Below are 25,626 nucleotides of genomic sequence, written 5' to 3'. Positions count from 1 at the left end.
CTCCCTTGGTCGGGGTGGGGTGAGGTGGGGTGGGGTGGGTCCACTCGCGCTCGGAATCGCTCGGCCGGTGGGCATCGCGCGCTGCGGGCTACTCGAGCGGTTCGTCGGCCAGTTCTTCGAGCGCCCGCCAGATCTCGGCGGTGATCCGGACCGCGGCCTCGGCGTCACGCGCCGCGCACGCCTCGATCAGCCGGTCGTGCAGCTCCGCCGAGCCGTGTGCCGCGCCGGCCGTGCCGAACTGCCGCCACTCCAGGCGGCGGATCAAGGGCGTGTAGCGCCCGACGGTGGCGGCCACGGCGCGGTTGCCGCAGGCGGTGACGAGGACGTCGTGGAGCCGGTCGTCGGCGCGCAGTGCGTCCGCCACGTCGCCGCGGCGGGTCGCGTCCCGGAAGCGGTCGTTCGCCTCGCGCATCGCGGTGATGTCCGCATCCGTGAGGAGGGGTACGGCAGTCCTGGCGGCGAGTTCCTGCATGGCCCGTACGACCGCCGCCGCGTCCCGGACGTCGCGCGGCACCAGCCGGGTCACCCGGGTGTAGCTCTGCGGTTTGGATTCGACGAGGCCCTCGCCGGAGAGCCGGGACAGTGCGTCGCGGACCGGGGCCCGGGAGAGTCCGAGCCGTTCGGCGAGGTCGGCGTCGCGGACGGGGGCCCCGGGCGGGATGTCGCCGCGGACGATGGCGTCACGGATCGCCTCGTACGCGGTGTCCCGCAGCAGGGTCCGTCGGACGGGGCGCAGGGTCTCCATGAACTGACATGTTAGATGTCTGCAGTCGTCGTACTCAAGGGTCCGTCCCGCAGTGTCTGAATCCGGCGGGCTGCCCCGTCCACATCACGGGGCGCGGCGAAAGCGCACTCGGATGAGGCTTCGCACTCCCGGCCGCATAAGCTCATCCTGGGCAACGGGACAGACCGTTGCCCCGTTGTTTGCCCGGCAAGCTGAGGAAGAAGTGTGAGCACGGTGTTTTCGCAGGTCAGCCGGACGACCAGGAGTGCGAGGTAGGCGCAAGGTGCACATCGTCATCATGGGCTGCGGGCGAGTAGGAGCCGCTCTCGCGCAGACCCTGGAGCAGCAGGGGCACACGGTCGCCGTCATCGACCAGGACCCCACGGCGTTCCGGCGCCTCGGGTCCGGATTCGGTGGGCGGCGCGTCACCGGTGTCGGCTTCGACCAGGACACCCTCCGTGAGGCGGGGATCGAGGAGGCCGGTGCGTTCGCCGCGGTGAGCAGCGGCGACAACTCGAACATCATCGCCGCCCGGGTGGCCCGTGAGATGTTCGGCATCGAGAATGTCGCGGCGCGCATCTACGACCCCCGGCGCGCCGAGGTCTACCAGCGCCTCGGTATCCCCACGGTCGCCACCGTGCGCTGGACCGCGGACCAGATGCTGCGGCGGCTGCTGCCCTCGGGCGCCGAGCCGCTGTGGCGGGATCCGAGCGGCGGTGTGCAGCTCGCGGAGGTGCACACCACACCGTCCTGGATCGGCCACAAGATCAGCACGCTGCAGGAGGAGACGGGCGTCCGAGTGGCGTTTCTCACCCGGTTGGGCGAAGCCATTCTGCCCACCTCGCAGACGGTGCTGCAGGAGGGCGACCTGGTCCACGTGATGATGCGTACGGAGGAGATCGCAAAGGTCGAGGCGGCCTTCGCCGAGGGTCCAGAGGAGGGCGGGCACTGATGCGTGTCGCGATTGCCGGGGCCGGTGCGGTGGGCCGTTCCATCGCGGGCGAGCTGCTGGAGAACGGGCACGAGGTGCTGCTCGTGGACAAGGCGCCGACGGCCATTTCGGTGGAGCGGGTGCCGATGGCCGAGTGGCTGCTGGCGGACGCCTGCGAGATCACCTCACTCGACGAGGCGGCGCTTCAACGCTGCAGCGTCGTGATCGCCGCGACCGGCGACGACAAGGTGAATCTGGTCGTCTCGCTGCTCGCCAAGACCGAGTACGGCGTGCCGAGGGTCGTCGCCCGGGTCAACAACCCGAAGAACGAGTGGCTGTTCAACGAGGCCTGGGGCGTCGATGTGGCGGTCTCCACGCCGCGTCTGATGTCGGCCCTGGTCGAGGAGGCGGTGAGCGTCGGCGATCTGGTCCGGCTGCTGCGCTTCAGCCATGGCGACGCCAACCTGGTCGAGCTGACGCTGCCCCCGGAGTCGGCGCTGGCCGGCACCCAGGTCGGCGATGTGGCCTGGCCCGAGGACACCTCGCTGGTCACCATCATCCGCGGGCAGCGCGTTCTGACGCCGAGCACCGAGGAGACGCTGGAGGCCGGTGACGAGCTGCTGTTCGTGGCCGCACAGGCACGCGAGGAGCAGCTGGAGGACCTGCTGTCGGTGCGCCGGGGCGACTCGGAGGACTGACCGACGCAGGGCAGGCGGACGGAAGGGGCCCGGGACCGTTTTCGCACGGTGCCGGGCCCCTTCCGTCTGTCGCGGGCGGTTCAGAACTCCTGGTGGCGCGTCGCGGTGGCGGCCGCCTCCGCCTTGCGGGCCTCCTCGGCCTGCTCCTGCGCCTCCATCTCGGCGAACACATCGATGGGCGGCGGCGCCTTGGCGAGGAAGACCCACGTCAGATAGACCGCGAGCAGGAACGGCGGGATCTTCAGGGCGACCAGGACCCAGCCGAACTGGGTGGTGTCGGCCCACCAGTACAGCGGGAAGAGGATCGCGCACTTGGCGAGCAGGATCAGCCCCCAGGCGTAACTGGCCTTGGCGTACGCCTTCTTGCGGCCGGGGTTCCTGGTGCGCCAGGAGAGGTTCTCCTTGAACACCGGGCCCAGGATCAGACCGATCAGCGGCACTCCGGCGAGGGTGGTGATCAGGTAGGCGAGTGCCAGGCCGAGCGTGTAGAGCATGCCCGGCAGATAGAAGTCCTTGGCATTGCCCGTCATCTTCGCGAAGACCACACCGAAGGCCACGCCGAAGACACCGCTGAAGGCGTGCTTGACGGAGTCCCTGCGGATCAGCCGTACGGCGACGAGGACCAGGGACACCACCAGGGCCGCGATGGCCGAGAGGTGCAGATCCTTGTTGATCGTGAAGATCGTGACGAAGAGCAGCCCGGGAAGGACTGTCTCCACCATCCCCCGGACACCGCCGAACGCCTCGAAGAGCGCGGCCTCGGTGACCGCTTTCGCGTCGGCCTCCTGCTGGTCGGTGCGGGTGGTGCGGTCCTTGTCGGACGTCGGCTTGTCGAGAGACGTCACCGGCTACTCCTTGCCGAGCGGTCGGAGTTCGTATTTGGGATTGAACAGCACCCGGCGTCCATGACTCATGGCGATCCGGCCCGAGGCGATGAGCTTGCGGCCCGGTTCTATGCCCGCGATGGAGCGCCGGCCCAGCCAGACCACGTCCAGCGGCGCGGTGCCGTCGAAGAGCTCCGCCTCCAGGGCGGGCACTCCGGCGCGCGGCCGCAGGGTGACGGTCCGCAACGTACCAGTCACCTTGACGATCTGGCGGTCGGTGCATTCGGAGATCCGCGTACACCCCGAGGCCTGCGAGTCCTCCTGCAGCTCCTCGGACTCCAGGTCCTCCTGGGAGCTGGACAGCCGGTCGAGCATCCGCCGGAAGCGGCCGGACGGCTTCACAGCCTTGCCGGGCTTCTCGAATCGAGGAACAGCACTCATATCCGAAGGGTACCGGTCTCCCGTACTCCGAGCGGGCGTCCCGGGTCTCACTCGAACGGGATACTCGCAAGGGATACGGGACAGGACCCGGTGACCCGTTCAGCCGCGCTCGAAGCGGTAGCCCATCCCCGGCTCGGTGACGAAGTGCCGGGGGTGCGAGGGGTCGGCCTCCAGCTTGCGCCTGAGCTGCGCCATGTAGACCCGCAGGTAGTTGGTCTCGGTGCCGTACGAGGGCCCCCAGACCTCCTGGAGCAGTTGCTTCTGGCTGACCAGCCGGCCGCTGTTGCGGACCAGGACCTCCAGCAGGTGCCATTCGGTGGGGGTCAGCCGTACGTCGCGTCCCTCGCGGTGGACCTTCTTCGCCGCCAGGTCGACGGTGAACCCGTCGGTCTCGACGATCACGACGTCGTCGGAGCCGTGCTGGCCGACGGGTTCGGCGCGGCGGACGGAGGCACGCAGCCGGGCCAGCAGTTCGTCCATGCCGAACGGCTTGGTGACGTAGTCGTCGGCTCCGGCGTCCAGGGCCTCGACCTTCTCGTCGGATGTGTGGCGGGCGGAGAGCACCAGGATCGGCACCCGGGTCCAGCCGCGCAGCCCCTTGATCACCTCGACGCCGTCCATGTCCGGGAGTCCGAGGTCGAGGACGACGACATCGGGGTGACGGGCGGCGGCGAGCTGGAGGGCGGTCGCGCCGTCGGGCGCGGCGTCCACCTCGTACTTGCGCGCCTTCAGGTTGATCACGAGGGCGCGTACGATCTGCGGCTCGTCGTCGACCACAAGCACCCGGGTCATGGGGGCCCTGCCTTTCTGCTGTACGGCGATCTCCTGGGACGTTGCGGAGATCATGAGGTGACCTGCGAGGTCATGAGGTGACCCGCGCGGGCAGTTCGGGGCTGACGGGAACGTATCCCGATGCCGCCTTGAGGGTCAGCACCATGGTGAGGCCGCCGCCGGGGGTGTCCTCGGCGTCCAGCGTGCCGCCCATGGACTCCACGAAGCCGCGGGCGACGGCGAGGCCCAGTCCGACGCCTGCGCCTCGCGGGGCGTCGCCGTAGCGCTGGAACGGCTCGAAGATGCGCTCCTTGGCATCGTCGGGGACGCCGGGGCCGCGGTCGGCCACCCGTAGCTCGACGCGTTCGCCGAGCGCGCTGGCGGCCACCGTGACGCGTTCCGCGCAGGGGCTGTACTTGACGGCGTTCTCGACGATGTTGGCGACGGCCCTTTCCAGCAGCCCGGGGTCCACGTCGACCATCGGCAGGGTCTCGGGGATGTCCAGGTCCACGCTGCCCTCGGGGACGCCGCCGAGCGCCATCGGGACCACCTCGTCGAGGTCGATCTCGCGGATCAGCGGCGTGACGGTGCCGGTCTGCAGCCTGGACATGTCGAGGAGGTTGCCCACGAGGTGGTCGAGGCGGTCGGCGCCGTTCTCGATGCCCTCCAGGAGTTCGGCCTGGTCCTCGTCGGACCAGGCGACGTCGTCGGAGCGCAGGGAGCTGACGGCGGCCTTGATAGCGGCGAGCGGGGTGCGCAGATCGTGGCTGACGGCGGCGAGGAGGGCCGTCCTGATCCGGTTTCCCTCGGCGAGCCGCCGGGCCTCCTCCGCCTCGCCGACCAGGCGCTGGCGGTCCAGTACGACGGCGGCCTGGGCGGCGAACGCGCCGAGCACCCGGCGGTCCTCGGCGGGCAGCACCCGGCCGGAGAGCGCGAGCGCCATGTGGTCGCCGACGGGCATGTCCACATCCGCGTCCTCCGGCCGGGCCACCGGGCTCGGCCCGACGCTCCCGGCGCAGGTCCACGGATCGACGTCGCTCTGCCGCTCCAGCAGGGCGACGGACTCCATGCCGAAGGTCTCGCGGACCCGGTCCAGGAGTGCGTCCAGGGTGGTCTCGCCGCGCAGCACACTGCCGGCGAGGAAGGAGAGGATCTCCGACTCGGCGCGCAGCCTGGCCGCCTGATGGGTGCGGCGGGCCGCCAGATCGACAACCGAGGCGACCGAGACCGCCACCGCGAAGAAGATCACGATGGCGACGAAGTTCTCCGGGTCCTGCACGGTCAGGGTGTGGGTGGGCGGGGTGAACCAGTAGTTCAGCAGCAGGGAGCCGACGGCGGCCGAGGCGAGTGCGGGCAGCAGCCCGCCGATCAGGGCCGCCGCGACGGTCAGGAAGAGGAAGAGCAGGACGTCGTTGGCGAGCCCGGGGCCGCTGTTCAGGCGGGTCAGGAGCAGCGTGAGAAGGGCCGGGCCGCCGACACCGACCAGCCAGCCCCAGATGATCCGGACCCGGCCCAGCCGGGCGCCGCGGGCGATGGGCAGACCGCGGCCCTTGGCGACCTCTTCGTGGGTGACGATATGTACGTCGAGGTCGGGGCCGGACTCGCGGGCGACGGTGGCTCCCACGCCCGGTCCGTAGATGTACTGCCAGGCCTTGCGTCGGCTGGAGCCGAGGACGATCTGCGTGGCGTTCACCCCACGGGCGAATTCGAGGAGGGCCGACGGTATGTCGTCGCCGATGACATGGTGGAACGTGCCGCCGAGGTCCTCCACGAGGGTGCGCTGGACGGCGAGTTCCTTGGGCGAGGCGGAGGTCAGTCCGTCGCTGCGGGCGATGTAGACGGCGAGGATCTCGCTGCCGGAGCCCTTGGCCGCCATCCGGGACGCGCGGCGGATGAGCGTACGGCCCTCGGGACCGCCGGTGAGCCCGACGACGATGCGTTCGCGGGCCTGCCAGGTGGTGCGGATGTTGTGCTCGCCGCGGTACTGCTGAAGGTATTCGTCGACCCGGTCGGCGACCCAGAGGAGGGCCAGCTCGCGCAGGGCGGTCAGGTTGCCGGGGCGGAAGTAGTTGGACAGGGACGCGTCGATCCGGTCCGGCTTGTAGATGTTGCCGTGGGCCATCCGGCGGCGCAGCGCCTGGGGCGACATGTCGACGAGTTCGAGCTGGTCGGCCCTGCGCACGACCTCGTCGGGGACGGTCTCGCGCTGCCGTACGCCGGTTATGGCCTCGACGACGTCGCCGAGTGATTCCAGGTGCTGGATGTTGACGGTGGAGATCACGTCTATGCCGGCCTGGAGGAGCTCTTCGACGTCCTGCCAGCGCTTGGCGTTGCGGGAGCCCGGCACATTGGTGTGCGCCAGTTCGTCCACCAGGGCGACGGCCGGGGCGCGCTCCAGGACCGCGTCGACGTCCATCTCGGTGAAGACGGCGGAGCGGTACTCGATCTCACGTCGCCGGATCTGCTCCAGGCCGTGCAGCATGACCTCGGTGCGCGGGCGGTCGTGGTGCTCCACGAAGGCGACGACGCAGTCGGTGCCCCGTTCCACACGGCGGTGGGCCTCGGAGAGCATCGCGTACGTCTTGCCGACGCCGGGTGCCGCACCCAGGTAGATCCGAAGTTTGCCGCGTGCCATGGCCCCATTGTCTTCTCTGAACCGGCTGCCGCAGACGCGGCAGCCGGTTCGAAGCTACCCCGAGGATTCTCGACAAATGGGACGGGGGGTGGGGCGAGGGACCGAATTGACAGGATTCTGACGCCTCGGAGGGACCCAGCCCCCGCCCCGCCCCACTACTCGTGTTCGACGATGCGCCCGTCGCTCAGCTCCAGCACCCGGTCCGCCAGCCCCAGCAGCTGCGCATCATGCGTCGCCACCAGCGCTGTGACGCCTTCGCTCCGCACCACCGCCCTCAGCAGCTCCATCACCGCGAGTCCGGTCTCCGCGTCGAGCTGCCCCGTCGGCTCGTCCGCGATCAGCAGCGCGGGGCGGTTGGCCAGCGCGCGGGCGATCGCGACGCGCTGCTGCTGGCCGCCGGAGAGTTCGCCGGGGCGCTGAGCGGCGTGGTCGGCGAGGCCGACCATCGAGAGCAGCAGCGCCACCCGGTCCTCGCGCTCGCGCGGGTCCGCCTTGCGCAGCCGCATGGGTACGCCGACGTTCTCCGCGGCGGTCAGGATCGGGATCAGGCCGAACGACTGGAAGATGAAGCCGATCCGGTCCCGGCGCAGCTCCAGGAGCCCGTTCTCGCCGAGTTCGGCGAGGTCCGTGCCCCCGACGGTGATCCGGCCGCCGTCGGGTCTGTCGAGGCCACCGACGAGGTTGAGGAGCGTCGTCTTGCCTGAGCCCGAGCGTCCCTTGAGCGCGACGAGTTCACCGCGCGGCACCTCGAAGGACACCCCGCGCAGCGCGTGCACGGCCGCGGCGCCGGTGCCGTACGAGCGGTGCAGGTCCTCGACCCGGACCATGGGCCCGCGGGCCGGGGCCTCGGCTACTGCCGCGCCGCTCTGCCCGCCGGTGTTCGTCCGGCCGGTGTTGTCGGTCATGTCTCTCCCCGTACGTGCTCGGTCCTGTCGGCCGCCAGTATGTGCATTGGACACAGGGCTGGGCAATGGCCGAAGGGCGGTGGTCAGGCGTCCGGCCAGACACCGATGTGGTCGTTCTCGGCGGTGAGGCGCACCCGGTGGCGGAGCCCGTACCGTCGCAGATAGTCGTCGGGCAGCTGCAGCCGCCCCACCCGGTCGAGTACGGCGAATTCCTCCGCGCCGCCGTCGGGGCCGCCGTCGCGCAGGGTCTCCGTGGAGGTCCGGCCGTCGCGGATGCGCACCGTACGCCGCACCTGCCCGGAGACCATCGGGTCGTGGGTGACGACCAGGACGGTCGCGCCGAGTTCGTCGTTGGCGCGGCGCAGGGCGGCGAAGACGTCCTCGCCACTGGCGGTGTCGAGTTCGCCGGTCGGCTCGTCGGCGAGCAGGACCCGGGGGCTGTTGGCGGTGGCCACGGCGACGGCGACGCGCTGCTGTTCGCCGCCGCTGAGCTCGGCGGGTCTGCGGTCGCGGCAGTGCGCGATGCCGAGGACGCCGAGGAGTTCGGTGGCCCGTGCCTCGCGCCGGGCGCGCGGGACACCGGTGTACTTCATCGGCAGGGTGACGTTCTCCACGGCGGTGAGATACGGCAGCAGGTTGCGTCCGGTCTGCTGCCAGACGAAGCCGACGGTGCGCCGCCGGTAGCCGAGGCGTTCGCGGCGGCGCATGGACAGCAGGTCGTGCCCGGCGACCCTGGCCGATCCCGCGGTGGGGGTGTCGAGGCCGGACAGGATGGCGAGCAGGGTCGACTTGCCGGAGCCGGAGGCTCCGACGAGCGCCATGCACTCACCCTCCCGCACGACGAGGTCGAGGCCCTGGAGCGCCTGCACCTCGACATCCTCTGTGCGGTAGACGCGTACGACGTTGTCGCAGACGACCAGGCCCTCGTCGGGGGTGGGCACGCTGCCTGCCCTGGCGCGCGCCTCAAGTTCACGGAGGTCCGTCATGCGGTCTTCTCCTCGTCATCCGTCATGTGCCGTTCTCCCCCACTCGTAGGACCGCCCCCAGTCCGCGGCGGCGGGCCAGCCAGGTCTCCGCGGCGACGGCCGCCGCGATCAGTACGGCGAATCCGACGCCCAGCAGGGCCACCGGTGCGTAATCGGCGTGCAGGGCCGGTTCGGCGGGGCCGCCCGTGAAGTCACGCAGTTTCAGGGCCGGTCCGAGCAGGGCCGGGAGCGCCGCGCCGAGAGCGACCCCGCCGGCCGCGGCGGCCAGTGCCATCGGCAGCAGTTGCAGGATCTGCAGCCCTCCGACGGCGCGGGTACCGAGGCCCAGCGTACGGAGCTTCGCCGCGGTGCGGCCGCGTTCGGGCGCGGAGAGCAGCAGATCGAGTACGAGCGCGACGAAGGCCAGCAGGGCCGCGAGCAGCGAGCAGACGGTGTGCGCGGTGGACAGGGCTACGAGCACACCGTCGTCCCGGTCCCGGGCCTCCGCCTCGGAGCGGATGCGCAGCTCGCCCGCACTGTCCTCGACGGTGGCCCGTGGCGCGATGCCGCGCAGCACGTCCGCGTCGATTGCGGAGCCGTACAGCAGGAGCGTCTTCTCCTCCTGGTCCTTGGCGCGGAACCCGGTGAGCGCTGCCGCGTCGGCGAGCAGCACACGGTTGTCGCGGTCTTCGAGCACCGGGCCGAGCGCCTGGTCGTGGGCCGCGTCGTCGGTGAGCCTGCCGACTACGGTGAAGGTGAGGGTCCGGCCGCGCAGGGTGCTGGTGTACGTCGTCCCGACCGGCAGCCCGGGTCCGGTGAGCACCGGGACGGCTCCGTGGCCGGCGCGCGGGGCTCGGGACAGAGCTGTCGAGGCCGGGGAGCCCGGTGCCGCTGCACCGAGCGCGGAGGCGTCGAGGGAGACCAGGTCGGCCCGGCCGTAGTTGCCGCCGTCATCGGCGCCGATGAGCGCCGCGGAGGTACGGGAGACGGTCACCCGGTGGCGGACCCCGGGGGCGCGGGACAGCTTCTGCGCGGTCTCCGGGTCGGCCTGGGCGCCGGCATAGGAGGCATCGGCGCCGACGTGCCAGTCGGCGGCGGTGCGGCGTCCTTCGGCGATCGTCCCGGCGACGAGGCTGCTGAAGACGGCGGTGCCCAGGGTGATGACCAGGACGAGGAGTGCGAGGGCGCGCGCAGGGGCGTCCTTGGCGGCCCGGGCGAGCGCGATCATCGGGACGGCTCCGCGACGGCGCGCGGACCAGCGGGCCAGGAACCGCACCGGGGGCGGGTAGCAGCGCACCAGCAACAGAACGGTCGCCAGCCCCAGCAGGGCCGGCACAGCGGCGAGTTGGGGATCGGTCGCATCCTGCATGCCCCGGGTCCGCAGGGCGAGGACACCTGCGGCGGCGAGCAGCAGCACGGTGGCCTCGGCGGTGATCCGGCGTGCGCCGGCGCGTGCCCCGTCCCGGCCGTCGGCGGGCTGTCGCGGCGCTCTGTCCCGTACCGCGTTCCAGGTCAGCGCGGGCAGTACCAGCCAGGCGAGTGCCGCGACGACCGCCGCCGTGCCGTAGGCCGGGCTGCTCGCGCCCGAAGGTGCGACGGACCAGGCCACTGCGAGGCCCACCAGCATGCCGATCAGCACGACCGGGGCGGTCTGTCCGGCGCGGGTGGCGGCGAGGCCGAGCGCGGCGGCCCCCCGGGCCCGTTGGAGCCGGTGTGCGTCGAGTCTGCGGCGTACGGCGAGCAGGGCCGTGACGACACAGGTGGCCAGGCCCACGCTGATCAGTGAGACGAGCGAGAACGAGATGACGGCCTCGGCACGGTGCCATTCGGTGGTGAACCGTCCTGTCATGCCCGGCAGTTGGCTCGACATGGTCAGCGAGGAAGCGCCGTGCGCACCGACGGTGCAGACCTGGTACCCGTCGGCGCCCTGCCGGCAGAACGAGTCGTCCACCAGCTGTCCGTACTGGTACAGCCCGCGCTGAAGCTCCGCGCTGCCGTGTGCACCGCTGAACCGGATCGCTTCGGCACCGGTCAGGTCGAGCTGCTGGTTCCAGGTGGCGGAGAGCTGGACCTGTCCTGACCTCTGGAGCCTTTCGAGCGCGCCGGGTGAGGTCAGTGCGGCGGCTTGCCGGTCGATGCCGGTGGTGGCGCCGGGCACCTTCAACGGAGCTCCGAGCAAAGGCACTTCACGGCCCATCCGCTGCGCGTCCAGCTCGAAGACACCGGCCACCACGGCCGGAGTCGTCACGGGCAGGCGGCCCTGCCGGAGGGTGAGGCGCTGTCCGACGCGGAGCCCCAGTACCTCCGCCGTCCTGGCCGATACGGCGATCTCGACCCGGCTACGGTTCTCGCCCGGTGCCCGGCCCGCGGTGTAGGAACGCACCCGGGGCGCGTCGTTCGCGTACAGCAGGCCGAGCGAGACGGACTCGTCGCCGATCGTGGCCGCCACCGGCGGGAGTTCCACGCGGGCGGACCGGGCCACCAGGCGGTCGGTGAGCACAACGGGCGCGGCACTCATGATGTGCTTGCCCGAGTCGTCGAGATCTCGCCCGAACGTGACCGGTCCGGTCCTCTTGGTGTGGGGAATTTCAAGCGCCGAACTGAACTGCAGGCCGGGCCCGTTCGCCTGGACGGCGGCCACCCGGTCGAGCAGGGCACGTCCGGCGAGCCGGTCCATGAGCGGCGGTGCGGCGGCGGCCGCGGCGGTGAGCAGGGCGACGAGCGCGGCGAGACAGGCCAGCAGTACGGCGTCGGAACGCGCCTCACGGATCGTCAGCACGTCGGGTCGCCAGGAGCGGAGCGCGCGAAGCCTGTCGACGAGGCCACCGGTGAAGGCGGGCTCCGTGCCCGGTGCTCGGTCGCTCATCCGTCGTCCCCCGCTCGCAGTACCCGTGCCAGATCCACCCGTGCCAGGAACCGGGCGGCGAAACCGACCACCACACAGATCAGTACGGTCGTGGCCGCCCCGGTCATCGCCACCCGCGCCCAGGGCACGGACGTCAGCAGGACGGGGAAGACCTGCTGTCCGTCGGTGTTCACCGTGACCACCGGCATGATCGCGGCCGCGAGCAACGTGCCGAGCAGGGTGCCCAGCAGCGCGGCGACGGCTGACAGCCCCAGCTGTTCGGTCCAGAGGTACCCGGCGAGCTGGCCGCGCCGTACGCCGATGGCCCGCAGCAGCGCGAACTCCCGGCGCCGGTCCCTCGCGGAGAGCGCGGTGTGCAGCGTGAAGGCGATCACCGCGAAGGCGGGGGCCAGCAGCAGACAGAGTGTGAGGGCGCCGCGGGCGCCGTGCCGCAGCGGATCGTCGGCGAGCCGGGCTCGTTCACGGGGCACGTCCGTCGCGACACCGAGCCGCGGATCCGCGCCCACCGCCCGCAGCGCGGCGCTCGCATCGTGCCCCCGGACCGAGGCCAGCCAGCCCGTCTCGGCCTCGGGCAGCCGGCCCTGGGCCGCGAGCAGACCGGTCAGCGCCCGGGAGTCGACGAGGAGGCGCGGGAAGTTTCGGTCGACGCCGGGAACGGCCTCGATCCGGCCGATCACCTTGAAGGACAGGGCGCCCCCGTCGGGCGGCTCCACGTCCACGGTGTCCCCGATCCTGACGGTGCCCTGGGCGAGCAGCGCCGCATCGGCCAGGGCGGGCACATCGGGAGTGACCCGCACGGTGCCGACCGCCAGCCGGATGTCCCACAGGGGCGAGGTCGATGCGACATCGGGGCCGCGCAGCACCGCGTCGAGGAGTGCGCCGGCCCTCGGCCGGTTGCTGCAGAGCACGGGCCCGGTACCGGGGGTCGGGGCGAACGTATCGGGTTCCGCGCCGGGGCAGCCCACGGTGCCCGGATCGGACACGTCGGTGCCGGTGACATCTTTCAGGGACGCCGACGCGGTCGCGCCCGGGATCTGGTCGACCGTCAGGCGGTAGGTGCGGCGGACCGTTTCACCTCGCATGTTCAGGCTGACTCGGAGGATCCGCAGCGGCCCGGTGCGCGCGGGCACGGGCAGCTGTACGGTGCGGGCCCGAGTGCCCGTGGTGCGCAGCGCCGCGGAGCTCTCGTGGGCGAGTCCGTCGCCGTCCTCGAAGGTGACGGTGAGGGTGATCGGTACGGGTGTGCCGGGGCCGTCGGCGCTGAGCGCCACCCGCAGCGGCAGGGTGCGGGGAGTCCCGGCGAGCGCCAGTCCATGGCGTGGGACCGTGCGTCCGAGCGGGCGCAGGAGATCGGCGAGCGGCCGGTCGGAGAGGTCGGGGCGCAGGGTGGGCACGGGACCGCGTGCGGTATTGATTCCGGTGACCGCGACGGGCTTGTCCGCCACGTAGCCGGGCGCCTCCAGTACGGGGGTGAGCGCGTCGACGCCCGGCAGCTTCCGGTAGGCCGCTCTGCGCTCCCCCGCCGGTACACCCCCGGCGCCCTCGGGCCCCGCGGTGATCCTCAGGTCCGAGCCGACGGCGAACACGGCCTGGTCGTGGTCGCCCCGGTCGAGGATCGCCAGGGCGGTGGCACTGAGCGCGCCGACGGCCAGTGCCAGGGCGACGACCAGGGTCGGTCCGGCGTGCCGGGAGGCGCGGCGGCCGATCTGCCAGCCGCCGAGCGGGAGTACGAGTCCGGTGCCGCGCCGGGCCATCAGGTCGAGGAGCCGACCGGCCAGTGGCAGCAGCCGCAGGACCAGCAGGACGGCCGCGGTGGTCATCGCGACGGGCGCCAGGACGAGCACCGGATCGACACCGCTGCTGCCATTGCCCGCCAGGACCGGGGACCGGTACTGCCGCAGCTGGAGCCAGCCGAGCACGGCGACCGCGACCAGGGCGACATCGGTTCCCGTGCGCTGTGCGCCGGAGTACCGGCTCAGGCGCTGTCGCAGCCGGGAGACGGTGCGCCGGTCGCGTGCCGCACGCACGGTCGGCAGCAGCAGCGCGGCGCCGTGCAGCACGACGGCGAGCAGTGCGACGGCCCGGGCGAGGGTGAGTGCCGACGGCTCGTCGGGGACGCCTCCGGGGACGAGCCCGCCCCGGTCCAGAAGTCGTAGCAGCGGTCCGGCGAGGAACGGTGCGGCGCAGCCCGCCGGGAGGGCTACGGCCGCCCACTGGGCGGCGGCCGCGCCGGTGATCCGCAGGGCCCCGGCGCCGCGTGCCGCGAGCAGGGCCTGTTCGGGCCTGCGGTGTTCGGCGAGTTGGCGGGCGGTGAGGACGAGCGCGGCGGCGGCGAGCGCCGCCAGCAGCGTGGCGGGGATGTAGAGGCCGGCGCGGGCGACGGCGATGGGGGTGTCGAGTTCACGCAGGGTGTCCGCGAGTCCGTCGAGTACGGCGAGTTCGGAGCCGGGGGCCGGCCCGCCGTGGAAGACGGAACGGCTGGTGTCGCTGCCGCTGAAGGTGTCCAGCCGTCCGGCGAGTGCGTCGATGCCGTCCAGCCGCAGACCCGAGGCGACCGGTACGCCGAGCCACAGATCGTTGGAGTCCCCGGCCAGCCGGGGGTTCGCGGTGAAGGCGTCGGGAGCGAGAAGGACCAGGTTCCCGATGCTTCCGTAGTCCCCGGCGAGGGCCGCCCAGACGGCGGGCGACCGGCCCTGGGCGGAGTAGATCCCGCTCAGCCGCAGGGACACCCGGCCCCTGCCGTTGGCGTCGACGGTGAACCGGCTGCCGGGGCGCAGCTGGAGCCGGGCGGCGAGGACTCTGGGCAGTGCCGCCTCCGTCGCACCACCTGCGGTGGAGCCGCGCGGCCAACGGCCGGAGAGCAGCCGGGCATGGCGCGACTGGTCCTGGAGCGCGACGACGGAGACGGTCAGGTCCTCGGCCGTACGGCCGTCGGCGCCGCTTACGGGGTAGCCGCTGGACATGGCCGCCGGCGCCCGGTGCGCCGCCCAGGTGTGCTGCGGCACACCGGCGAAGACATCGTCCATCGCGGCACGTACGGCCTTGTCGGTACGGACGTATGCCGCGTCCTTCCCGGCACCGTGACGGCCCGCGACCTGGACGGCGGCTCCGGAGTCCGCGGCGAGCCGCCGCTGCACCCCGCCCTCGACCGCGCGCTCGGTGAGCGCGGCCAGCGCCGCCAGTACGGTGGCCGCGAGCAGCACCGCGAGTCCGGCAGCGCAGAGCACCAGACCGTGGTGCCTGCTGCGGCGCAGCAGCGCAGGCGTCCGCCCGCCCCGATTCCTCACCAGTCCCCCTGGTCACTTCATCCCCCCGGATGATCAAGCCAGTATGGGTGGACACCACACGTGCCGCAATGGTCTGGACAAGTCGGACACCATCGCCGGGCGTGCACTTGACGGACAGTCACTTCACAGCGCCGAACGGCACGGACGTTCTCTTTATCGGAGTACAACCGCTTCCCGACAACTTCCTGACACCGGCTGACCAGCCTTGCCAGGGTCCACCGGGGCGAGTGCCCCGTCCTTGAAAGGGTGCGCATGACGTTACGAAGGAGCCTTCCCGGGCTTGTCGCCGGAGCCCTCGGGATATCCCTGACCCTGTCCGCGCTCCCCGCCGCAACCGCAGCCGCAACCGCGAAAGCGCAGGCCCCCACCGCTCCCACCGTCTCCGAGCAGCAGGTGATGCCCCACCTGCGCGCGCTGCAGCGCATCGCCGACCGCAACGGCGGCAACCGCGCGCACGGCACGCAGGGATAAGCGGAATCGGTGGCGTATGTGAAGAACGCCCTGGACCGGGCCGGCTTCCGCACGAAACTGGTCCCCTTCACCCACAACGGCGCCACCGGCGACAACCTGATCGCCTACTGGCCGGGCGGCGACCCGGATCACGTGCTGCTGACCGGCGCCCACCTCGACAGCGTCAAGGAGGGCCCGGGGATCAACGACAACGGCTCGGGCTCGGCCGCGGTCCTGGCCACCGCCCTTCAGGTGGCCAAGTCCCGTCCGGGAAAGACGGCCGCCGGAACACCGGTCATCACGGTATACAGCCCGGACGCCGTCATCGACCCGGACGCGGAGGCCGAGCAGACGGAGATTCTGGACTTCCTGACCGCGAAGTTCGGCCCGTACCCCTTCTCCTCGGCGGGCGCCATCGTCGTCGGCGCCACGAAGGAGCCCACCGGCGGCCCTCTCGACCTGGAGACGCAGAGCCGCCCCACGTACGGCGCGATGCTCTTCGACGCCTCGGTGGTCCACGGGAACACCCACCAGTGGTTCGGCGACAGCGTGTCGTTCGAGGACTGGCGGGACGGCTGCGTCGCGGAGTGCTTCGCCCAGTACGCCGGGCAGTTGTGGGAGGAACACAAGGGCGCCGACCTCGACAGTTACTACTACCGGCCCGAGGTCGAGAACAACAGGAACGACCCGTCCTTCTGGTCCACCAAGCTCTATGACCCGGGCCAGGGAAAGGAGTTGGATCGCGCGCTGTACTTCAAGGGGTCCCTGATGCTGCACGCTCTGCGGCGCATGGTCGGTGACGACGCGTTCTTCCGGACGCTCAGGACCTGGACCCGCGACCACGCGTACGGCAATGCCTCGTTCCGGCAGTTCGAGGCGCTGGCGGCGAAGGTCTCGGGCAAGGACCTCAAGGGATTCTTCGGGGCGTGGGTCGACGGCACGGTCATCCCGCCGCAGAAGTACCTGTATCCGGGCAGCCTGGGCACGCCGACCCGCTGGGCCGGCGTGCAACGGGGGCCCAACGGCCTGAGGCCGGCCACCACGGCCGGCCTCAGTGCCCTCAATTCCTCAAGCCCCGTTCACCAGTTGCTTGAGTGCGATGTTGAGCTGGAGGACGTTGACCCTGGGCTCTCCGACGAAGCCGAGGATCCGGCCGTCGGTGTGTTGCTCGACGAGCTTCTCGACCTGGGCGGCGTCGAGGTGGTTGCGCTCGGCGACGCGGCGTACCTGGAGCTGTGCGTATGCCGGGGAGATGGCGGGGTCGAGGCCGGAGCCCGAGGAGGTGACGGCCTCGGCCGGCACATCTGCGGGGTTGACGGGGTGGCCGGGGACGGAGTTGTCCTTGACGACGGCGGCCTTGGCGGCGGTGACCCAGTCGATGAGTTCCTTGTTGTCGCCGGAGCGGTTGGTCGCGCCGGAGAGGATCAGTTTGTACTGGGTGTTGACGCTGTTGGTGCCCAGGCCGTTGGAGGGGCGCGGCTGGAACCACTTGAGGTCCGGGGCCGCGGTTTCCTGTCCCTTCTTGAGCGGCAGGTCGTAGCGCTGGCCGATGAGTTCGGAGCCGACGACCTTGCCGTTGGAGCTGATCTCGGAGCCGTTGGCCTTGTCGGGGAAGATGCCCTGGGCGACAGCGGTGACGGCGAGCGGGTAGATGACGCCGCAGACGACGGTGAGGACGAGCAGGGCGCGCAGCCCGGCCCAGAGCAGCCGGGTGGTGTTTCCTACGGAGTTGTTCATGGCAGGTCAGCCGATTCCGGGGATGAGGGAGATGATCAGGTCGATGATCTTGATGCCGATGAACGGGGCGATCAGGCCGCCCAGTCCGTAGATCCCGAGGTTGCGCCGGAGCATCGAGTCGGCGCTGCTGGGCCGGTAGCGCACGCCCTTCAGGGCGAGCGGTACGAGCGCGATGATGATCAGCGCGTTGAAGACGACCGCGGACAGGATCGCGGACTGGGGCGAGGACAGCTGCATGATGTTGAGCTTGTCCAGGCCGGGGTAGGCCACCGCGAACATTGCCGGGATGATCGCGAAGTACTTCGCGACGTCGTTGGCGATCGAGAAGGTGGTCAGGGCTCCGCGGGTGATGAGGAGCTGCTTGCCGATCTCGACTATCTCGATCAGCTTGGTGGGGTTGGAGTCCAGGTCCACCATGTTCCCGGCCTCTTTCGCGGCCGAGGTACCGGTGTTCATGGCCACGCCGACGTCCGCCTGGGCCAGCGCGGGGGCGTCGTTGGTGCCGTCACCGGTCATCGCGACGAGTTTGCCGCCGGCCTGTTCCCGCTTGATGAGGGCCATCTTGTCCTCGGGGGTGGCCTCGGCGAGGAAGTCGTCGACGCCGGCCTCCTGGGCGATTGCCTTCGCGGTCAGCGGGTTGTCCCCGGTGATCATGACCGTCTTGATGCCCATGCGGCGCAGTTCGTCGAACCGCTCCCGCATGCCCTCCTTGACGACGTCCTTGAGGTGGATGACACCCAGGACCCGGGCGCCGTGCTCGTCCTCCAGGGCGACCAGCAGCGGTGTGCCGCCGGCCTGGGAGATCCGGTCGGTGAGCGCCTGCGCGTCCTGCGAGACGCTCCCGCCGCGCTCCTTCACCCAGGCGACGACCGAACCGGTCGCGCCCTTGCGGACCTTGCGTCCGTCGGCATCCACACCCGACATCCGTGTCTGGGCGGTGAACGCGACCCACTCGGCGTGCCGCAGTTCGCCCTGATGACGCTCGCGCAGCCCGTACTTCTCCTTGGCGAGCACGACGATGGAACGCCCCTCGGGAGTCTCGTCGGCCAGTGAGGACAGCTGGGCGGCGTCCGCCAGTTCGGCCTCGGTCGTGCCCTTGACCGGGAGGAATTCGGCGGCCTGGCGGTTGCCGAGCGTGATGGTGCCGGTCTTGTCGAGGAGCAGGGTCGAGACATCCCCCGCGGCCTCGACGGCACGCCCCGACATGGCAAGGACGTTGCGCTGCACCAGCCGGTCCATACCGGCGATACCGATCGCCGAGAGCAGCGCACCGATGGTCGTCGGGATCAGGCAGACCAGCAGGGCGGTCAGCACGATCATCGACTGCTTCTGGCCCGCGTAGATCGCGAAGGGCTGCAGAGTGACGACAGCGAGCAGGAAGACGATGGTGAGGGACGCCAGAAGGATGTTCAGCGCGATCTCGTTGGGTGTCTTCTGCCGGGCGGCGCCCTCGACCAGGGCGATCATCCGGTCGATGAACGTCTCACCCGGCTTCGTCGTGATCTTGATGACGACCCGGTCGGAGAGCACCTTCGTACCCCCCGTGACGGCCGAGCGGTCACCGCCCGACTCCCGGATGACCGGCGCCGACTCGCCCGTGATCGCGGACTCGTCCACACTCGCGACGCCCTCGACGACATCCCCGTCACCGGGAATGATGTCACCGGCCTCGCAGACCACCAGATCACCGATACGCAGCTCGGTCCCCGGCACCCGCTCCTCGTTCTTGCCGGTCAGCCGCCGGGCGACGGTGTCGGTCTTGGCCTTGCGCAGCGTGTCGGCCTGCGCCTTGCCGCGCCCCTCGGCGACCGCCTCCGCCAGGTTGGCGAAGATCGTCGTGAGCCACAGCCAGACCGCGATCGCCCAGCCGAACCAGTCGCCCGGATCCAGCACCGCGAGCACGGTGGTGAGCACCGAGCCGATCAGCACCACGAACATCACGGGTGACTTGACCATCACCCGGGGATCGAGCTTGCGTACCGCGTCCGGGAAGGACTTGAGCAGCTGCTTGGGGTCGAACAGGCCCCCGCCGACACGCCCTTCGCTCTGGTGGCCCGTGGGCACGTCCTGGTGCGGTGCCCGGGTGGGCGTGACAGTGGACATCGAGTCCTCTTGCTTCAGACGAGTGGTCATGACGCCAGCCCTTCGGCCAGCGGCCCCAGCGCGAGTGCCGGGAAGTAGGTCAGCCCGGTGATGATCAGGATCGTGCCGACCAGCAGCCCGCTGAACAGCGGCTTGTGCGTGCCCAGGGTTCCCACGGTCGCCGGTACGGGCTTCTGCTCGGCGAGCGAGCCGGCCAGCGCGAGGACGAACACCATCGGCAGGAACCGGCCCAGCAGCATCGCCAGCCCGATCGTGGTGTTGAACCACTGCGTGTCCGCGTTGAGTCCGGCGAACGCCGAACCGTTGTTGTTCGCACCCGAGGTGTAGGCGTACAGGATCTCGGAGAATCCGTGCGCGCCGGTGTTGGTCATCGAGTGGGGCGGGGTGGGCAGGGCCATCGCCGCGGCGGTGAAGCACAGCACCAGAGCCGGCGTGATCAGGATGTAGCAGGCCGCGAACTTGATCTCCCGGGTACCGATCTTCTTCCCCAGATATTCCGGGGTGCGGCCGACCATGAGACCGGCGATGAACACCGCGATGATCGCCATGATCAGCATGCCGTACAGGCCCGACCCCGTACCACCAGGAGCGATCTCGCCGAGCTGCATTCCCAGCATCGTGATCCCGCCGCCGAAACCGGTGAACGAGGAGTGGAAGGAGTTCACCGCACCGGTCGACGTCAGCGTCGTGGCCACCGCGAAGATCGAAGAGCCGCCGATCCCGAACCGGGTCTCCTTGCCCTCCATCGCCCCGCCCGCAATGTCGAACGCGGGCCCGTGGTGGGCGAATTCGGTCCACATCATGAGCGCGGTGAACCCGAGCCAGATGAAGCCCATCGTCGCCAGAATCGCGTAGCCCTGCTTCAGCGAGCCGACCATCCGGCCGAACGTGCGGGTCAGCGCGAAAGGAATGACCAGGATCAGGAAGATCTCAAGGAGGTTGGAGAGCCCGTTGGGGTTCTCGAACGGGTGGGACGCATTGGCATTGAAATAGCCGCCGCCGTTGGTGCCCAGCTCCTTGATGGCCTCCTGGGAGGCGACCGCGCCACCGTTCCACTGCTGCGAGCCGCCCATGAACTGCCCGACCTCATGGATGCCGGAGAAGTTCTGGATGGCGCCACAGGCGACGAGGAGGACCGCACCGATCACCGAGATCGGCAGCAGGATCCGTAGGGTGCCGCGCACCAGGTCGGACCAGAAATTGCCCAGCTCACCCGTGCGGGAACGGGCGAAGCCGCGTACCAGCGCCACCGCAACCGCGATACCGACGGCGGCCGAGACGAAGTTCTGCACCGCCAGGCCACCGGTCTGGACGACATGGCCCATGGCCTGCTCGCCGTAGTACGACTGCCAGTTGGTGTTCGCGACGAACGACGCCGCCGTGTTGAACGCCTGATCCGGGTCGATCGAGACGAAGCCGAGCGAGCCGGGCAGACTGCCCTGGAGCCGCTGCAGCAGATAGAGGAAGAGGACGCTCACCGCGGAAAACGCGAGCACCCCACGCAGATACGCGGGCCAGCGCATCTCCGTGTTCGGATTGGCGCCGATGGCCTTGTATATCCACTTCTCGACCCGGAGGTGCTTCTTCGAGGAGTAGACGCCGGCCATGTAGTCACCGAGCGGACGGTACGCCAGACCCAGCGCCACAACGAGCGCGAGCAGCTGGAGCACACCAGCGAGGACGGGGCTCATGTCGGGCTCAGAACCTCTCCGGGTACAGAAGGGCGAGGACGAGATAGCCCAACAGGGCAACGGCCACGATCAGACCGACAATGTTCTCGGCAGTCACAGCTTCGCCACCCCCCTGGCGACGAGAGCCACCAACGCGAACACCGCGATCGTGGTGACGACGAAGGCCACATCGGCCATCGTGTGCTCCTAGATGAGGTACGGATTCTTGGACCTCATGAGCAAACCTTGCGTCACAGCCGTCCTGGCCTGCGTTGATGGCTTCCTTACGGGGAAGGGCGAGCCCTTGACGGTGCACATACGTGCCCTATACGCGCTCCATACGCGCCCCTGTCGTACGCCCCGGAGCCCGCCCTCGGCGCGCAGAAAGGCCGGTGGGCCGTACCCCCTCCCCAGGGGGTACGGCCCACCGGCCTTCAGCTGTGCCGGGCGGCTGCCCGTATCAGCTCAGCGCACCTCGGTGATCTCGGGTCCACGCTGGAGCTGGCCCATGCCACCGGAGAACTTCGAGCCCTCCTGGTTCTCCTGCTGGACGCCCTCGGGCACCATCTGGGCGTCGTCGGGGAGCTTGAGGACGATCGGGTCGCGCGGCGCCATCGGGCCCTCGCCACGGACGACCACGGTGTCCCGGAAGACCGTCTCCAGCAGCCCTGCGGCCTCCGGCTGCACAGCACCCTGGCCGGAGATCACCCCGCGCAGGAACCAGCGCGGACCGTCGACACCGACGAAGCGCACCAGCTGCACGCCGTTCGTCCCGTCCGGGAGCTGTACGGGGACCTGGGCACGCAGCTCCCAGCCCAGCGGACCCTCGACCTCGTCGATGATCCCGCCCTGCTGGGTGATGCCGGAGGCGATCTCCTCGCGGACCTCGCCCCAGATGCCCTCCTTCTTGGGGGCGGCGAAGGCCTGCAGCTGGATGGCGCTGTCGCGCAGCACCACGGTCGCGGCGACGATCGCGTCACCGGCCACCTCGACGCGCAGCTCCATGCCCTCGACACCGGGCACGAAGACGCCACCCAGGTCGACACGGCCCTCGCCGGGCTGGGAGACCTCGGTGATGTCCCACGGTCCGTCCGGCCGCGGCGCCGGCGGGAGATTCACCCGACGCGAGCCGCTGTCGGCTCCATCGGCGTCATCGAGCTCGTCGACGACCTGCTCGGCCTCGCGCGCTTCGTCCGCCACGTCCTCGGCGGAACCACTCTTCTTGCGACGTCCGAACACGTCACTGTCCTTCCCGGTCGGGTACGACCGAAGCGTAGCTGTTCCCGCCCTGGGTAATCCCGCCCCTGACGCCATCAACATCACCGGAGGCATGCCCTCCGGTGGATCCGAAGCCTCCCTCACCGCGGGCCGAGCCGGGTAGCTCCGCCACCTCGTGGAAGCGCACCTTCTCGACCTGCTGGACGACCAGTTGGGCAATCCGGTCGAACCGCTCGAACCGCACGGGCTCGCGCGGGTCGAGATTGATGACGATTACCTTGATCTCTCCACGGTACCCGGCATCAACCGTCCCCGGGGCATTCACAAGAGCGACTCCGCAGCGCGCGGCGAGGCCGGACCGCGGGTGCACGAACGCGGCGTATCCGTCGGGCAGGGCGATCGACACCCCGGTGGGCAGCACAGCCCGCTCGCCCGGGGCGAGTTCGGCGGCCTCGGTGGTCACCAGATCGACCCCGGCGTCGCCCGGGTGTCCGTAGGCCGGAATCGGCACGTCCGGGTCGACACGGCGAATAAGCACGTCTACGGGGTGACGCATCAGGGATTCACCTCGAACGCACGGACGCGCTTGGTCTGGTCCGGGTCGGCCATCGCTGCCTGGATCTCGGCCGGGCGGCCGTTCTCGATGAAGTGATCGACCTTGACCTCGATGAAGAGGGCCTCGGCGCGGACCGCCACCGGTCCGTCCGGGCCACCGATCCGGCCGGTCGCCCGGGAGTAGATCTTCCGGCCGTGCACCGCGGTGACCTCGGCGTCCAGGTGCAGCACGGTATCCACGGGCACCGGGCGCACGAAGTCGGTCTCCAGTCGCCCGGTCACCGCGATCACCCGCAACAGCCAGTTCAACGAGCCGAGCGTCTCGTCCAGCGCGGTGGCCAGGACGCCGCCGTGGGCCAGCCCCGGGGCGCCCTGGTGGGCGGCCTTCACGGTGAACTCGGCGGTGATTCTGACACCCTCGCCGGCCCGCGCCTGGAGGTGCAGCCCGTGCGGCTGTCCTTCGCCGCACCCGAAACAGTGATCGTAGTGCGCGCCGAGGAGTTCACCGGGGGCCGGGGCTTCGGGGTGCCGGACCGGTTTCACCGCGTCGGCCGGGGGCTTCAGAGCCACAGATGTTCCACTCACAGGCGCAGACCTTACCCGCGCGGCCATCCGCAGGTCGCGCCGTGCCAAGCTTGGGTCCATGCAGCCTTCCACCCCGCCTTTCGACGAACGACTGACCGCGCCCCGTTCGTGGTGGCTCATCGCCTTCCTGGTCGGCATCGCCTGTGCCCTGATGCTGCTGCCGCTCGGCACCCTGCCCCTGCTGGCGGGCCTGGTGGGCGGAACGGCCCTGTCGGCGGTCGCGGTGAGCTCTTACGGTTCGGCCAGGATCCGGGTGGTCGCGGGCGCCCTGGTGGCCGGCGACGCACGGATTCCGGTGACGGCGCTCGGCGAGGCCGAGGTGCTGGAGGCGGAGGAGGCGCGCGCGTGGCGCTCGTACAAGGCGGACACCCGCGCGTTCATGCTGCTGCGCAGCTACATCCCGACGGCGGTCCGGGTGGAGGTCACCGACCCGCAGGACCCGACTCCGTACGTCTATCTGTCGACCCGCGAGCCGCAGGCCCTGGTCGCAGCGCTCAGCGCGGTGCGGGCCTAGCTTCGGGATCTCTCCCCTCCAGGAGGACCCCTCGCGGGCCCTCTCGGCCCCCACAGGCCCTGTCGGGCGGGGACTTGCCCCCACGGGCGCCTGGACGCCCTAGCTCTCCAGCTCGCCCGGGAGATCCTTGCGCAGGACCTCCTGCCGCTCCAGCGGAGGCAGCTCCGCAAGCCGGTCCCAGGGGATCCGGCGCTTGCGCAGGTCCTTCCTGACCCGTTCGGCAAGCTTTCTGGTGTCGCGCCGGTTCATCATCGCGCCTACGGCGGCGCCGAGCATGAACGGCACGAGGTTCGGCAGATTGCGCACCATGCGCTTGGTGATCTGCTGGCGCAGCTCCCGTTTCATCTGGCCGCCCAGCGCCGAATCGACCGTCGCGGGGTGGGCGACATCGATACCGCGCTCCTCCGTCCAGGACGTGAGGTAGGCGGTGGAACGCTGGGTGAGCCCGCCCGGCGGGCGCAGCCCGTAGACCTCGTGCAGCTCGGCGACGAGCTTCATCTCGATCGCGGCCACACCGGTGATCTCCGCCGCCAGCTCGGCGAGCATGGCGGGCGGTACGGGCATCATGGCCGCCGCGCCGATTCCGGCACCGACGGTGGCCGACGCCTTGCTCGCGCCTGCGATGAGCTTGTCGGCGAGCTCCTCGGGCCCGAGGCCCGGGAACTGCTTGCGCAGGGTCGCGAGATCGCGCACAGGGATGCGGGGAGCGGTCTCGATGATCAGGTCGGCGACATGACCGATCGCTGCCTTTGCGCTCTCCCCACCCTTGCGTACTCCCCGTTTCACTGAACTCAGACGGCCTGCCCCGGTCACGGACTCCGTCCTGTCGACCTGTCCGGCCCCATCGGCCGTGTCGACTCCTTCGACCCCTTCGACTGCCGTGACTGCTTCGAGCGAGGCCGACCGGCCCCGCTCGTCGTCCCGCTCACCCGGGGAGGGTGGCAGGGCGGACCGCTCAGCAGGCGCTGCTACGCCTTCTGCCGGGCCTGTGCCGCCCTGGTTCGCCTCCGACGACCTCTTGCGCCGCAAGCGTCGCTTCCGGAACGGTGTGTCGCCTGCCACGGTCGGTTCGACCTAGTCGCAGTCGCGGCAGATCGGCTGGCCGTTCTTCTCGCGCGCCAGCTGGCTCCTGTGGTGCACAAGAAAGCAGCTCATGCACGTGAACTCGTCGGCTTGCTTGGGCAGGACCCTTACGGCCAGCTCTTCGTTGGACAGGTCTGCTCCGGGCAGCTCCAGTCCCTCGGCCGCGTCGAACTCGTCGACGTCGACGGCAGACGCCGTCTTGTCGCTCCGGCGAGCCTTGAGCTCTTCAAGGCTGTCCTGGTCGACGTCGTCATCGGTCTTGCGTGGGGTGTCGTAATCCGTTGCCATGTCGCTCTCCCCCTCTGGGTGTCTGCGGTGTCTCAGCGCACGTAACGCGTGAGAGGCCGGACTTGTGCCCGACCTGAGGCGGAGATTTTGCCTCACATCAAGGTCTGTTACTCAATCGACACCCAAAAGGACCGCTCGGGAGTGGTCGTCTTGGGTGGCGATGGGGACCGTACACGGTCCCGGTCTCGCGCTTCACGGGCGCCACCCCGTGTACTTCCCGTGATATCGAACCCCGAAAACCCCGACTTTTGCGGGTTTTCCGGTGACGACCCTGATCACGCAGCGTTGACATAGAGAAATTCGCTCCTGTGATCGATCACACACGGCAACTTCGGGCACAGGTCCCGAAAATTCCGCTCAAAGCGAACAAAATAAT

At 70.4% G+C, this 25,626-nt stretch carries 23 protein-coding genes and 2 pseudogenes; 6 read left to right on the top strand and 19 right to left on the bottom strand.

Translation table 11 applies throughout. From position 1 onward, the window contains the following. Positions 1–88: 88 nt before the first annotated feature. Entirely contained in the window at positions 89–745 is a 657-nt protein-coding gene (locus ACIPEK_RS19910; protein ID WP_401997646.1) for a GntR family transcriptional regulator, read from the bottom strand. 262 nt (positions 746–1,007) lie between these two features. Between ACIPEK_RS19910 and ACIPEK_RS19905 the strand changes: the two genes are divergently transcribed. Both ACIPEK_RS19905 and ACIPEK_RS19900 read left to right on the top strand, forming a co-directional pair. Further along, positions 1,008–1,676 (top strand): TrkA family potassium uptake protein, encoded by a 669-nt coding sequence (locus ACIPEK_RS19905; RefSeq protein ID WP_351259033.1) that lies wholly within the window; start codon positions 1,008–1,010, stop codon positions 1,674–1,676. Beyond that, the gene (locus ACIPEK_RS19900; RefSeq protein ID WP_401997643.1) at positions 1,676–2,353 is read left to right on the top strand and encodes a potassium channel family protein; all 678 of its coding nucleotides are present in this window, start codon (positions 1,676–1,678) and stop codon (positions 2,351–2,353) included. The genes ACIPEK_RS19905 and ACIPEK_RS19900 overlap by 1 nt, the downstream gene beginning before the upstream one ends. An 80-nt stretch (positions 2,354–2,433) precedes the next feature. On the opposite strand, the gene ACIPEK_RS19895 is transcribed toward ACIPEK_RS19900, so the two are convergent. The 8 genes from ACIPEK_RS19895 to ACIPEK_RS19860 form a co-directional block, all read right to left on the bottom strand. After that, positions 2,434–3,198 carry a DUF3159 domain-containing protein gene (locus ACIPEK_RS19895; RefSeq protein WP_401997640.1) on the bottom strand — a complete coding sequence of 255 codons (765 nt, stop codon included), beginning with the start codon at positions 3,196–3,198 and terminating at the stop codon, positions 2,434–2,436. 3 nt (positions 3,199–3,201) lie between these two features. Then, positions 3,202–3,618: an OB-fold nucleic acid binding domain-containing protein gene (locus tag ACIPEK_RS19890; protein WP_093898969.1), complete on the bottom strand. Its 417-nt coding sequence runs from the start codon at positions 3,616–3,618 to the stop codon at positions 3,202–3,204. 99 nt (positions 3,619–3,717) lie between these two features. After that, complete coding sequence (locus tag ACIPEK_RS19885) at positions 3,718–4,410, bottom strand: response regulator (protein WP_327277990.1); 693 nt, start codon at positions 4,408–4,410, stop codon at positions 3,718–3,720. 70 nt (positions 4,411–4,480) lie between these two features. Further along, entirely contained in the window at positions 4,481–7,024 is a 2,544-nt protein-coding gene (locus ACIPEK_RS19880; RefSeq protein WP_383078802.1) for an ATP-binding protein, read from the bottom strand. A gap of 155 nt (positions 7,025–7,179) precedes the next feature. Next, the gene (locus ACIPEK_RS19875) at positions 7,180–7,929 is read right to left on the bottom strand and encodes an ABC transporter ATP-binding protein (protein WP_401997636.1); all 750 of its coding nucleotides are present in this window, start codon (positions 7,927–7,929) and stop codon (positions 7,180–7,182) included. A gap of 83 nt (positions 7,930–8,012) precedes the next feature. Beyond that, positions 8,013–8,915, bottom strand: coding sequence for an ABC transporter ATP-binding protein (locus ACIPEK_RS19870; RefSeq protein ID WP_401997633.1), 903 nt, complete (start codon positions 8,913–8,915; stop codon positions 8,013–8,015). 22 nt (positions 8,916–8,937) lie between these two features. Continuing rightward, a complete protein-coding gene (locus ACIPEK_RS19865; protein WP_401997630.1) occupies positions 8,938–11,760 on the bottom strand; it encodes an FtsX-like permease family protein in 2,823 nt (940 codons plus the stop codon). After that, positions 11,757–15,047 carry an FtsX-like permease family protein gene (locus tag ACIPEK_RS19860; RefSeq protein ID WP_401997627.1) on the bottom strand — a complete coding sequence of 1,097 codons (3,291 nt, stop codon included), beginning with the start codon at positions 15,045–15,047 and terminating at the stop codon, positions 11,757–11,759. The genes ACIPEK_RS19865 and ACIPEK_RS19860 overlap by 4 nt, the downstream gene beginning before the upstream one ends. Positions 15,048–15,299: 252 nt before the next feature. On the opposite strand from ACIPEK_RS19860, the gene ACIPEK_RS19855 reads away from it, so the two are divergent. Together ACIPEK_RS19855 and ACIPEK_RS19850 are read left to right on the top strand one after the other, a co-directional pair. Next, a complete protein-coding gene (locus ACIPEK_RS19855) occupies positions 15,300–15,518 on the top strand; it encodes a hypothetical protein (RefSeq protein WP_401997625.1) in 219 nt (72 codons plus the stop codon). A 9-nt stretch (positions 15,519–15,527) separates the two neighbouring features. Continuing rightward, a pseudogene (locus ACIPEK_RS19850) lies at positions 15,528–15,704 on the top strand (M28 family peptidase); the annotation flags it as partial. A gap of 41 nt (positions 15,705–15,745) precedes the next feature. Here the strand turns inward: ACIPEK_RS19850 and ACIPEK_RS19845 are convergent. Further along, entirely contained in the window at positions 15,746–16,126 is a 381-nt protein-coding gene (locus ACIPEK_RS19845) for a hypothetical protein (protein WP_401997622.1), read from the bottom strand. On the opposite strand from ACIPEK_RS19845, the pseudogene ACIPEK_RS19840 reads away from it, so the two are divergent. Next, positions 16,008–16,367, top strand: a pseudogene (locus tag ACIPEK_RS19840) (M1 family aminopeptidase); the annotation flags it as partial. The gene ACIPEK_RS19845 and the pseudogene ACIPEK_RS19840 overlap by 119 nt on opposite strands. 198 nt (positions 16,368–16,565) lie before the next feature. Here ACIPEK_RS19840 and ACIPEK_RS19835 read toward each other — a convergent pair. The 7 genes from ACIPEK_RS19835 to ACIPEK_RS19805 form a co-directional block, all read right to left on the bottom strand. Next, positions 16,566–17,234, bottom strand: coding sequence for a potassium-transporting ATPase subunit C (locus ACIPEK_RS19835; protein ID WP_401997619.1), 669 nt, complete (start codon positions 17,232–17,234; stop codon positions 16,566–16,568). 6 nt (positions 17,235–17,240) lie between these two features. After that, on the bottom strand, positions 17,241–19,367 hold the full coding sequence (gene kdpB / locus ACIPEK_RS19830; RefSeq protein WP_401997616.1) for a potassium-transporting ATPase subunit KdpB: 2,127 nt from the start codon (positions 19,365–19,367) through the stop codon (positions 17,241–17,243). Then, positions 19,364–21,028, bottom strand: a complete 1,665-nt coding sequence (kdpA, locus tag ACIPEK_RS19825; protein WP_401997614.1) for a potassium-transporting ATPase subunit KdpA — start codon at positions 21,026–21,028, stop codon at positions 19,364–19,366. The genes kdpB and kdpA overlap by 4 nt, the downstream gene beginning before the upstream one ends. Before the next feature lie 7 nt (positions 21,029–21,035). After that, on the bottom strand, positions 21,036–21,125 hold the full coding sequence (gene kdpF, locus ACIPEK_RS19820; RefSeq protein ID WP_037701211.1) for a K(+)-transporting ATPase subunit F: 90 nt from the start codon (positions 21,123–21,125) through the stop codon (positions 21,036–21,038). Positions 21,126–21,472: 347 nt separating this feature from the next. Continuing rightward, positions 21,473–22,246: a DUF3710 domain-containing protein gene (locus ACIPEK_RS19815; RefSeq protein WP_401997611.1), complete on the bottom strand. Its 774-nt coding sequence runs from the start codon at positions 22,244–22,246 to the stop codon at positions 21,473–21,475. Between the two features lies 1 nt (position 22,247). Further along, positions 22,248–22,781: a dUTP diphosphatase gene (dut, locus tag ACIPEK_RS19810; protein WP_093898960.1), complete on the bottom strand. Its 534-nt coding sequence runs from the start codon at positions 22,779–22,781 to the stop codon at positions 22,248–22,250. Then, on the bottom strand, positions 22,781–23,365 hold the full coding sequence (locus tag ACIPEK_RS19805; protein ID WP_266357088.1) for a PaaI family thioesterase: 585 nt from the start codon (positions 23,363–23,365) through the stop codon (positions 22,781–22,783). Before ACIPEK_RS19805 ends, dut begins: the two co-directional genes overlap by 1 nt. 58 nt (positions 23,366–23,423) lie before the next feature. Here ACIPEK_RS19805 and ACIPEK_RS19800 point away from each other — a divergent pair, with 58 nt between their 5' ends. Then, the gene (locus ACIPEK_RS19800; RefSeq protein WP_383978395.1) at positions 23,424–23,879 is read left to right on the top strand and encodes a DUF3093 domain-containing protein; all 456 of its coding nucleotides are present in this window, start codon (positions 23,424–23,426) and stop codon (positions 23,877–23,879) included. Between the two features lie 99 nt (positions 23,880–23,978). Here the strand turns inward: ACIPEK_RS19800 and ACIPEK_RS19795 are convergent, their stop codons facing one another. Together ACIPEK_RS19795 and ACIPEK_RS19790 are read right to left on the bottom strand one after the other, a co-directional pair. Then, positions 23,979–24,941: a hypothetical protein gene (locus tag ACIPEK_RS19795; protein WP_401997606.1), complete on the bottom strand. Its 963-nt coding sequence runs from the start codon at positions 24,939–24,941 to the stop codon at positions 23,979–23,981. A gap of 12 nt (positions 24,942–24,953) precedes the next feature. Continuing rightward, positions 24,954–25,250: a DUF4193 domain-containing protein gene (locus ACIPEK_RS19790; RefSeq protein ID WP_003965732.1), complete on the bottom strand. Its 297-nt coding sequence runs from the start codon at positions 25,248–25,250 to the stop codon at positions 24,954–24,956. Positions 25,251–25,626 lie beyond the last annotated feature (376 nt).

This window comes from Streptomyces sp. NPDC088246, from assembly GCF_044741025.1.
Lineage (GTDB): Bacteria > Actinomycetota > Actinomycetes > Streptomycetales > Streptomycetaceae > Streptomyces.
This window is presented reverse-complemented; position numbering and strand designations above follow the sequence as displayed.

Bases quoted from the DNA above. Each gene is read 5' to 3' on its own strand.
- dut (WP_093898960.1), bottom strand. From the start codon at position 22,781: ATGCGTCACCCCGTAGACGTGCTTATTCGCCGTGTCGACCCGGACGTG.
- ACIPEK_RS19890 (WP_093898969.1), bottom strand. From the start codon at position 3,618: ATGAGTGCTGTTCCTCGATTCGAGAAGCCCGGCAAGGCTGTGAAGCCG.
- ACIPEK_RS19875 (WP_401997636.1), bottom strand. From the start codon at position 7,929: ATGACCGACAACACCGGCCGGACGAACACCGGCGGGCAGAGCGGCGCG.
- ACIPEK_RS19800 (WP_383978395.1), top strand. From the start codon at position 23,424: ATGCAGCCTTCCACCCCGCCTTTCGACGAACGACTGACCGCGCCCCGT.
- ACIPEK_RS19790 (WP_003965732.1), bottom strand. From the start codon at position 25,250: ATGGCAACGGATTACGACACCCCACGCAAGACCGATGACGACGTCGAC.
- kdpA (WP_401997614.1), bottom strand. From the start codon at position 21,028: ATGAGCCCCGTCCTCGCTGGTGTGCTCCAGCTGCTCGCGCTCGTTGTG.
- ACIPEK_RS19880 (WP_383078802.1), bottom strand. From the start codon at position 7,024: ATGGCACGCGGCAAACTTCGGATCTACCTGGGTGCGGCACCCGGCGTC.
- ACIPEK_RS19910 (WP_401997646.1), bottom strand. From the start codon at position 745: ATGGAGACCCTGCGCCCCGTCCGACGGACCCTGCTGCGGGACACCGCG.
- kdpB (WP_401997616.1), bottom strand. From the start codon at position 19,367: ATGACCACTCGTCTGAAGCAAGAGGACTCGATGTCCACTGTCACGCCC.
- ACIPEK_RS19835 (WP_401997619.1), bottom strand. From the start codon at position 17,234: ATGAACAACTCCGTAGGAAACACCACCCGGCTGCTCTGGGCCGGGCTG.
- ACIPEK_RS19855 (WP_401997625.1), top strand. From the start codon at position 15,300: ATGACGTTACGAAGGAGCCTTCCCGGGCTTGTCGCCGGAGCCCTCGGG.
- ACIPEK_RS19885 (WP_327277990.1), bottom strand. From the start codon at position 4,410: ATGACCCGGGTGCTTGTGGTCGACGACGAGCCGCAGATCGTACGCGCC.
- ACIPEK_RS19865 (WP_401997630.1), bottom strand. From the start codon at position 11,760: ATGAGCGACCGAGCACCGGGCACGGAGCCCGCCTTCACCGGTGGCCTC.
- ACIPEK_RS19900 (WP_401997643.1), top strand. From the start codon at position 1,676: ATGCGTGTCGCGATTGCCGGGGCCGGTGCGGTGGGCCGTTCCATCGCG.
- ACIPEK_RS19870 (WP_401997633.1), bottom strand. From the start codon at position 8,915: ATGACGGACCTCCGTGAACTTGAGGCGCGCGCCAGGGCAGGCAGCGTG.